This window comes from Streptomyces sp. NPDC051172 (assembly GCF_040682555.1).
In the GTDB taxonomy this organism is placed as follows: Bacteria; Actinomycetota; Actinomycetes; order Streptomycetales; family Streptomycetaceae; genus Streptomyces.
The window spans coordinates 74654-80653 of sequence record NZ_JBFBBE010000041.1 but is presented as its reverse complement, the minus strand read 5'-3'; the positions used below and the strand labels follow the sequence as shown (position 1 = coordinate 80653).

At 71.7% G+C, this 6000-nt stretch carries 5 protein-coding genes; 3 read left to right on the top strand and 2 right to left on the bottom strand.

Annotated elements, in window-relative coordinates; genetic code table 11:
• Positions 1–732: 732 nt before the first annotated feature.
• The 3 genes from AB0N07_RS24655 to AB0N07_RS24645 all read left to right on the top strand — a co-directional run bounded on the left by AB0N07_RS24655 (position 733) and on the right by AB0N07_RS24645 (position 4459).
• Complete coding sequence (locus tag AB0N07_RS24655) at positions 733–2097, top strand: FAD-dependent oxidoreductase (protein WP_365838459.1); 1365 nt, start codon at positions 733–735, stop codon at positions 2095–2097.
• Positions 2098–2242: 145 nt separating this feature from the next.
• Positions 2243–3421: an FAD-dependent monooxygenase gene (locus AB0N07_RS24650; protein WP_365838457.1), complete on the top strand. Its 1179-nt coding sequence runs from the start codon at positions 2243–2245 to the stop codon at positions 3419–3421.
• Between the two features lie 72 nt (positions 3422–3493).
• Positions 3494–4459 (top strand): DUF1152 domain-containing protein, encoded by a 966-nt coding sequence (locus AB0N07_RS24645; protein WP_365838455.1) that lies wholly within the window; start codon positions 3494–3496, stop codon positions 4457–4459.
• Between the two features lie 66 nt (positions 4460–4525).
• Here AB0N07_RS24645 and AB0N07_RS24640 read toward each other — a convergent pair whose 3' ends face one another.
• Positions 4526–5527, bottom strand: a complete 1002-nt coding sequence (locus AB0N07_RS24640) for a hypothetical protein (protein ID WP_365838453.1) — start codon at positions 5525–5527, stop codon at positions 4526–4528.
• Entirely contained in the window at positions 5524–5892 is a 369-nt protein-coding gene (locus tag AB0N07_RS24635) for a PadR family transcriptional regulator (protein ID WP_365838466.1), read from the bottom strand. The genes AB0N07_RS24640 and AB0N07_RS24635 overlap by 4 nt, the downstream gene beginning before the upstream one ends.
• Between the last annotated feature and the right edge of the window lie 108 nt (positions 5893–6000).

The following is a 6000-nucleotide window of genomic DNA, read 5'->3' as shown; positions in this document are numbered from 1 at the left end:
GCCCCCCCGCCCCCCCCCCCCCCGTAGCCCCACCCCCCCCCTCAACTGAATGCCACCCGCGCCCACACCCCAATCGGGCTCCCGGGGCCGCGGGCCCCCCCCCCCCCCCCGCCCGGAACCCCCCCCCCGGCGGCGCTGGGGGCGCCGGCCGATGCGGTCCCCGACGGCCACCTCCTGCAGACCCCGCATCTCGTGGTACCAGCCGACCTGCTGCCACTCGCCGTCGATCTTCTTCGCGCTGCCCCCTTCAGCCGAAGGGACATCTTCGGATACGAGACCGCGATGCCGTGGCGGCCGATCTCCGCTGTCTCCTCGTGCCGGGCTTCGGGATGCGAACCGCCCAGTTCCCGGCGCAGTCCGGTCCACGCACGGTTCCGACCGGCACCTCCAGGGCCTCTCGGCGCCCACCTTGGCGGCCACCCGGTCGGCGAGCGGCTCGCCCTCGGCCGGCGCCGGCCGACGACATTGGTGATTCCGTACAGCCAGGGGCGGGCCTGCGGCCGCGACCGGTCGCAGCGCCGCTGCTGGAAGGCGATCACGAAGGCCTCGGCCATCCCTCGAGGTCGCGGGAATGGTCGACTCCTGTTGGCCGATGCCCGCGTTCGAGTTCCCGTTCCCGGCTCATAAAATTGATTTATGAGCTCATAGAGCGGACCCGCGTACCGACTTAGGCTTGCCTTAGCTTAGGCTTCCCGTTCGAGTCGCCTGTCATCGCTCGAAGGGAACCTGATCATGCCGCGCCCCCTGCGGGTAGCCATCGTCGGAGCCGGCCCCGCCGGGATCTACGCCGCCGACGCCCTGCTCAAGTCCGAGGTGGCCGCCGACCCCGGTGTGTCCATCGACCTCTTCGAGCGGATGCCCGCCCCGTTCGGCCTGATCCGCTACGGCGTCGCCCCCGACCACCCCCGCATCAAGGGCATCATCACGGCCCTGCACCAAGTGCTCGACAAGCCCCAGATACGCCTCTTCGGCAACGTCGACTACCCGACCGACATCAGCCTGGACGATCTGCGCGCCTTCTACGACGCCGTGATCTTCTCCACGGGTGCGACGGCCGACCGCGCCCTGCCGATCCCGGGCATCGACCTCGACGGCTCGTACGGCGCCGCCGACTTCGTGTCCTGGTACGACGGCCACCCGGACGTGCCGCGCACCTGGCCGCTGGAGGCGGAGAAGGTCGCCGTGCTCGGCGTCGGGAACGTCGCGCTCGACGTGGCCCGCATCCTCGCCAAGACGGCGGACGAGCTGCTGCCGACGGAGATCCCGCCGAACGTCTACGACGGTCTGAAGGCCAACAAGGCGCTGGAGGTCCACGTCTTCGGCCGGCGCGGCCCGGCGCAGGCGAAGTTCTCTCCCATGGAGCTGCGGGAGCTGGACCACTCCCCCAACATCGAGGTCATCGTCGACCCCGAGGACATCGACTACGACGCCGGCTCGATCGAGACCCGGCGCGGCAACAAGCAGGCCGACATGGTCGCCAAGACCCTGGAGAACTGGGCGATCCGCGATGTCGGCGACCGCCCGCACAAGCTGTTCCTGCACTTCTTCGAGTCGCCCACCGAGGTCCTCGGCGAGGACGGCAAGGTCGTCGGCCTGCGCACCGAGCGCACCGCCCTGGACGGCACCGGCAACGTCAAGGGCACCGGTGAGTTCAAGGACTGGGACGTCACCGCCGTCTACCGCGCGGTCGGCTACCTGTCGGACAAACTGCCCAAGCTGCCCTGGGACCTCGACTCCGGCACCGTCCCGGACGAGGGCGGACGGGTCATCCAGGAGTCCGGCGAGCACCTGCAGTCGACGTATGTCACCGGCTGGATCCGGCGCGGTCCGGTGGGTCTGATCGGCCACACCAAGGGTGACGCCAACGAGACGGTGGCCAACCTGCTGGACGACCACGCGAACGGCCGTCTGCAGACGCCGGGTTCACCCGAGCCCGAGGCCGTGGACGCGTTCCTCGCCGAGCGGGGCGTCCGCTTCACCACCTGGGAGGGCTGGTACAAGCTGGACGCCGCGGAAAAGGCACTGGGCGAGCCCCAGGGCCGTGAGCGCGTGAAGATCGTCGAGCGTGAGGACATGCTCGGGGCGAGCGGCGCCTGACGCTGACGAACGCCGGTCGTGCCGCATCCCGCGGAAGCACGGCACGACCGGCGTCGGCTTCGCACGGAACCCCTGATGTCGCTCATGCGTTCCTCCCTGTGTGTGTACGACCGCGGGGGCCGTGCGGAGACGAGCGGGGTGGGGCGTGGTACAGGTACTGGTCATCGGCGGCGGAACAGCCGGCACGGCGGCGGCTCTGGCCCTGCGCAAGGCAGGCTTCGAGGTCACCGTGCACGAGGCGCATCCCGGCTCGGCCGAGGACCTGGGCGCGTTCCTCACCCTCGCGAGCAACGGCATGCGCGCCCTCGCACAGCTCGACGCCTCTGCCGCGGTCACGGCGCTCGGCTTCCCGCTGACCTCGATGCGGGTGCTGGACGACGCGGGCGCCGAGCTGGCACAAGTACCCCTCGGTGAAGCCGCCGACCCCCTCCTGCAGTACCGCTGTCTGCGCCGCGGGGACCTCACCGCGGCCCTGCAGGCGGAGGCGGCACGCCGGGGCATCGTCATCCGGCACGGCGCCCGCCTCGCCTGTGTCCAGGACGGCGCGGACGGCGTCACCGCACACTTCACCGACGGCAGCACCGCAACCGGCGACCTGCTGATCGGCGCCGACGGCCTGAACTCCGCGGTCCGCCGGCAGATCACCCCGAAAACCCAGCCGTGCTACGCCGGCCAGCGGGTGTTCTACGGCTACACCGGCGCCGCGGAGCGGTCCGGACCGCAGGCGCGCATCACCATGGTGCGCGGCAGCACGGCCGCCTTCGGCTACGCCGTCTCGCCCGGCGGGGAGACGTACTGGTTCGCGCGCGTGGGCGGCGAGCCCCTGGACGCCGACGAGATCGCGGACGGCTCGCCCGCCCACTGGCGCGAACTGCTCGTTCCGCTGCTGCGCAAGGACGCCACGCCCGCCGCGGACATCGTCGCGGCCGCCGGCGACGAGGTCATGGTCACCAACGCCACCGAGATACCCGCCGGCACACCCTGGCGCTCCGGCCGCCTCCTGCTCATCGGCGACGCGGCCCACGCGGCCTCCCCCGCGACCGGTCATGGCGCGTCGATGGCGCTGGAGGACGCGGTGATCCTCGCGAAGTGCCTGCGCGACGCACCCGACACCGACACGGCGCTCAGCCTGTACGAGGAGCTGCGCCGTCCGCGCGTCGAACACAACATCACCGTGAGCGGGAACATCTCCCGGGGCACGCACTCCCCGTCTCAGGCCGGTCCTCGGGGTACGCCTCCTGCACGGCCCGGGGAGGACGGACTGATACGTCTGCTGGAGTGGGAGTCCGACATCTTGGAAGAACAGTCGGCCGGGAACGCGTGAGCGTGCCGGGCACCGGCCCGCAGCCGGAAAAGGCACCGCCCTGACACCCCCTCAGCCTGTTACCGTCCCCCGGTGTTCTCCCTCACAGAGCCCCCTTTCTTCACACGGCTGCGCGATGCCCGGCGGATTCTCGTCGCCGGTGCCGGCGGCGGCTTCGACGTGTACGCCGGCCTGCCGCTGGCCCTCGCGCTGCGCTCGGCGGGCAAGGAGGTCCATCTGGCCAACCTGTCCTTCGCCGACCTGTACGGGCTGGACATGGACGTGTGGCTGGAGGCGGACGTCGCGGCCGTCGGGCCCGACACCGCGGCGCGCGGTGACTACTTCCCGGAGCGCACGCTCGCCCGGTGGCTGGAGGAGCAGGGCCTGCCGGCCACGGTGTACGCGTTCCCGCAGACCGGGGTGCAACCGTTGCGCGCCGCGTACCGCGCGCTCGTCGACCATCTCGGCGGTGTGGACGCCCTGGTACTGGTGGACGGCGGGACCGACATCCTCATGCGGGGTGACGAGCACGGCCTGGGCACACCGGAGGAGGACATGGCGAGCCTGGCCGCCGTGAACGGGCTGGACGAGATACCCCACCGTCTCGTCGCCTGCCTGGGGTTCGGGGTGGACGCCCATCACGGCGTCAACCACTCCCTGGTGCTGGAGAACCTGGCCGCGCTGGACCGGCACGATGCCTACCTGGGCACGTTCTCGCTGCCGCGCGAGAGCAGGGAAGGGGCCCTCTACCTCGACGCGGTCGCCCACGCACAGCGCAGCACACCGGAGTACCCGAGCATCGTCAACGGCTCCGTGGCGGCAGCCGTACGCGGCGACTTCGGCGACGTCCGCTTCACTCGGCGAACCAAGGACAGCGAACTGTTCATCAACCCGCTGATGGCCCTGTACTTCTGCGTGGACGCACCCGGTCTCGCCCAACAGAACCTCTACCTGGACCGGCTGGAGAACACCGCACTCATGCGCCAGATCAGCTCCGTCATCGAAGACTTCCGCGCCGGGCTGGCACGCCAGCGGCCCCCGCGCGCCTACCCGCACTGAGCACGGACGGGCGCAAGCGCTGAAGGTCAAGGGTGTTCAGTGCGGCGCTCCCGGCCCGCGCGCGGGTCAGCGCACGGCGAGGTCCCGCCTGGCCAGTACCGTCAGCGCCAGGGTCAGCAGCGTGAGCGCGGCCGTCTGGCCCAGCGCGGCGCCGACAAGGGCGGCGGGGACGGGAAGGCCCAGCCACGGATACAGCATGGCGATCCGCACCACGAGGAGCAGCAGGCCCAGCGCGGCCAGGGCCATGGCGCCGCAGGCAGGGGTCGCGTCCCTACGGCGACGGCGCAGCAGCAGCCAGCCGAGCGCCCCGAGGACGAAGCAGGTGGCCGGCGCCCAGACCGCGTCGGGCATGGCGGGCAGCATGACCTCGGACGCACCCGTCACCACACCGCAGGCCGCGAAGACGAGGCCGGGTGTGCCGACGGGTAGCACGGCCGCGGGGGCGTCCCGGTGGTGGGCCGCGCACAGGGCGAGCGCCGGCAGCCAGGCGAAGAGCGCGCCGGGGACGGCGAACCACGGGTCCCACGGCTCCAGTTCGCTCACCAGCGGACCGGCGAAGGGCCACAGCGTGAGCAGTGCGGCGAGCAGCACCGACGTCCGGGCGAGGCGTCGGCGGTCGTGCAGGAGGGCGAAGAATCCGACCGTCCACAGCAGCGGCAGCGTCCACTGGGCGGCTTCGACGACGCTCACGAGCGGCCCGCGGCCGGTGAATCCCGTCAGGAACATGTCCCATTCGCGCGCTCCGTGCGTGCCCGCCCAGGTCAGCTCCAGGACCCGGTCGACGACCGCGGCGGCGGCCTGCAGCAGCACGGCGAACAGGGCGAAGTGACGGAGGGCCGACCCGAGCAGGGCGTACGGCCGGGGCGCCCCGGTGGCGGCGAGCCTGCTGCGCACGGCGAGGGCAGCGATGCTCGCCACCTCGCCCAGGGTGGGCCTGCTCTGGTCCTGCAGCTCCTGGTCGACGTCCCACAGGTAGACCTCGACCATCTCCTCCTCCCGGCCCCGACGGTAGTAGGCGGGCAGCAGGCGCAGCACCGTGCGGTAGCGCGTCTCGAGCAGGGTCGTCATGCCAGACCTCCTGCGAGTCCGGGGCCGGCGGACGGTTTCGCGACGGCGCCTGGGGTCCTGCGTCCCTCGGCGATGCGCGACTTGGCGGCGCTGGCGCCGGCCGCCATGCGCTCCGCCTCCGCGTCGAGGGCCCGCATCCCCTCGTCGGTCAGGCGGTAGTAGCGCCGCAGCCGGCCCTCGTGCACCTCCTCGCGGTCCAGGACGATCAGCCCCTCCGCGGTGAGCCGGTCCAGTACGCCGTACAAGGTGCCGACGCGCAACTGCACGGCGCCGTCGGAGACCTCCTCGACCTCCCGCAGAATCCCGTATCCGTGCCGGGGCTGGTCGGCCAGGGCGGTGAGGACGAAGAACGCCGCCTGAGTCATGCTCCTCGATGCCATCCGGCCATGATATCTCGGCTTCCGATATATAGTGCAAGGACGAGTCATTAGGGCGTGGTGGGACACGAACAGGACCCGCCCCAGAGCGGATGG

Coding starts and splice junctions, on each gene's coding strand:
- AB0N07_RS24655 (WP_365838459.1), top strand. CDS start 733: ATGCCGCGCCCCCTGCGGGTAGCCATCGTCGGAGCCGGCCCCGCCGGG.
- AB0N07_RS24640 (WP_365838453.1), bottom strand. CDS start 5,527: ATGACGACCCTGCTCGAGACGCGCTACCGCACGGTGCTGCGCCTGCTG.
- AB0N07_RS24635 (WP_365838466.1), bottom strand. CDS start 5,892: ATGACTCAGGCGGCGTTCTTCGTCCTCACCGCCCTGGCCGACCAGCCC.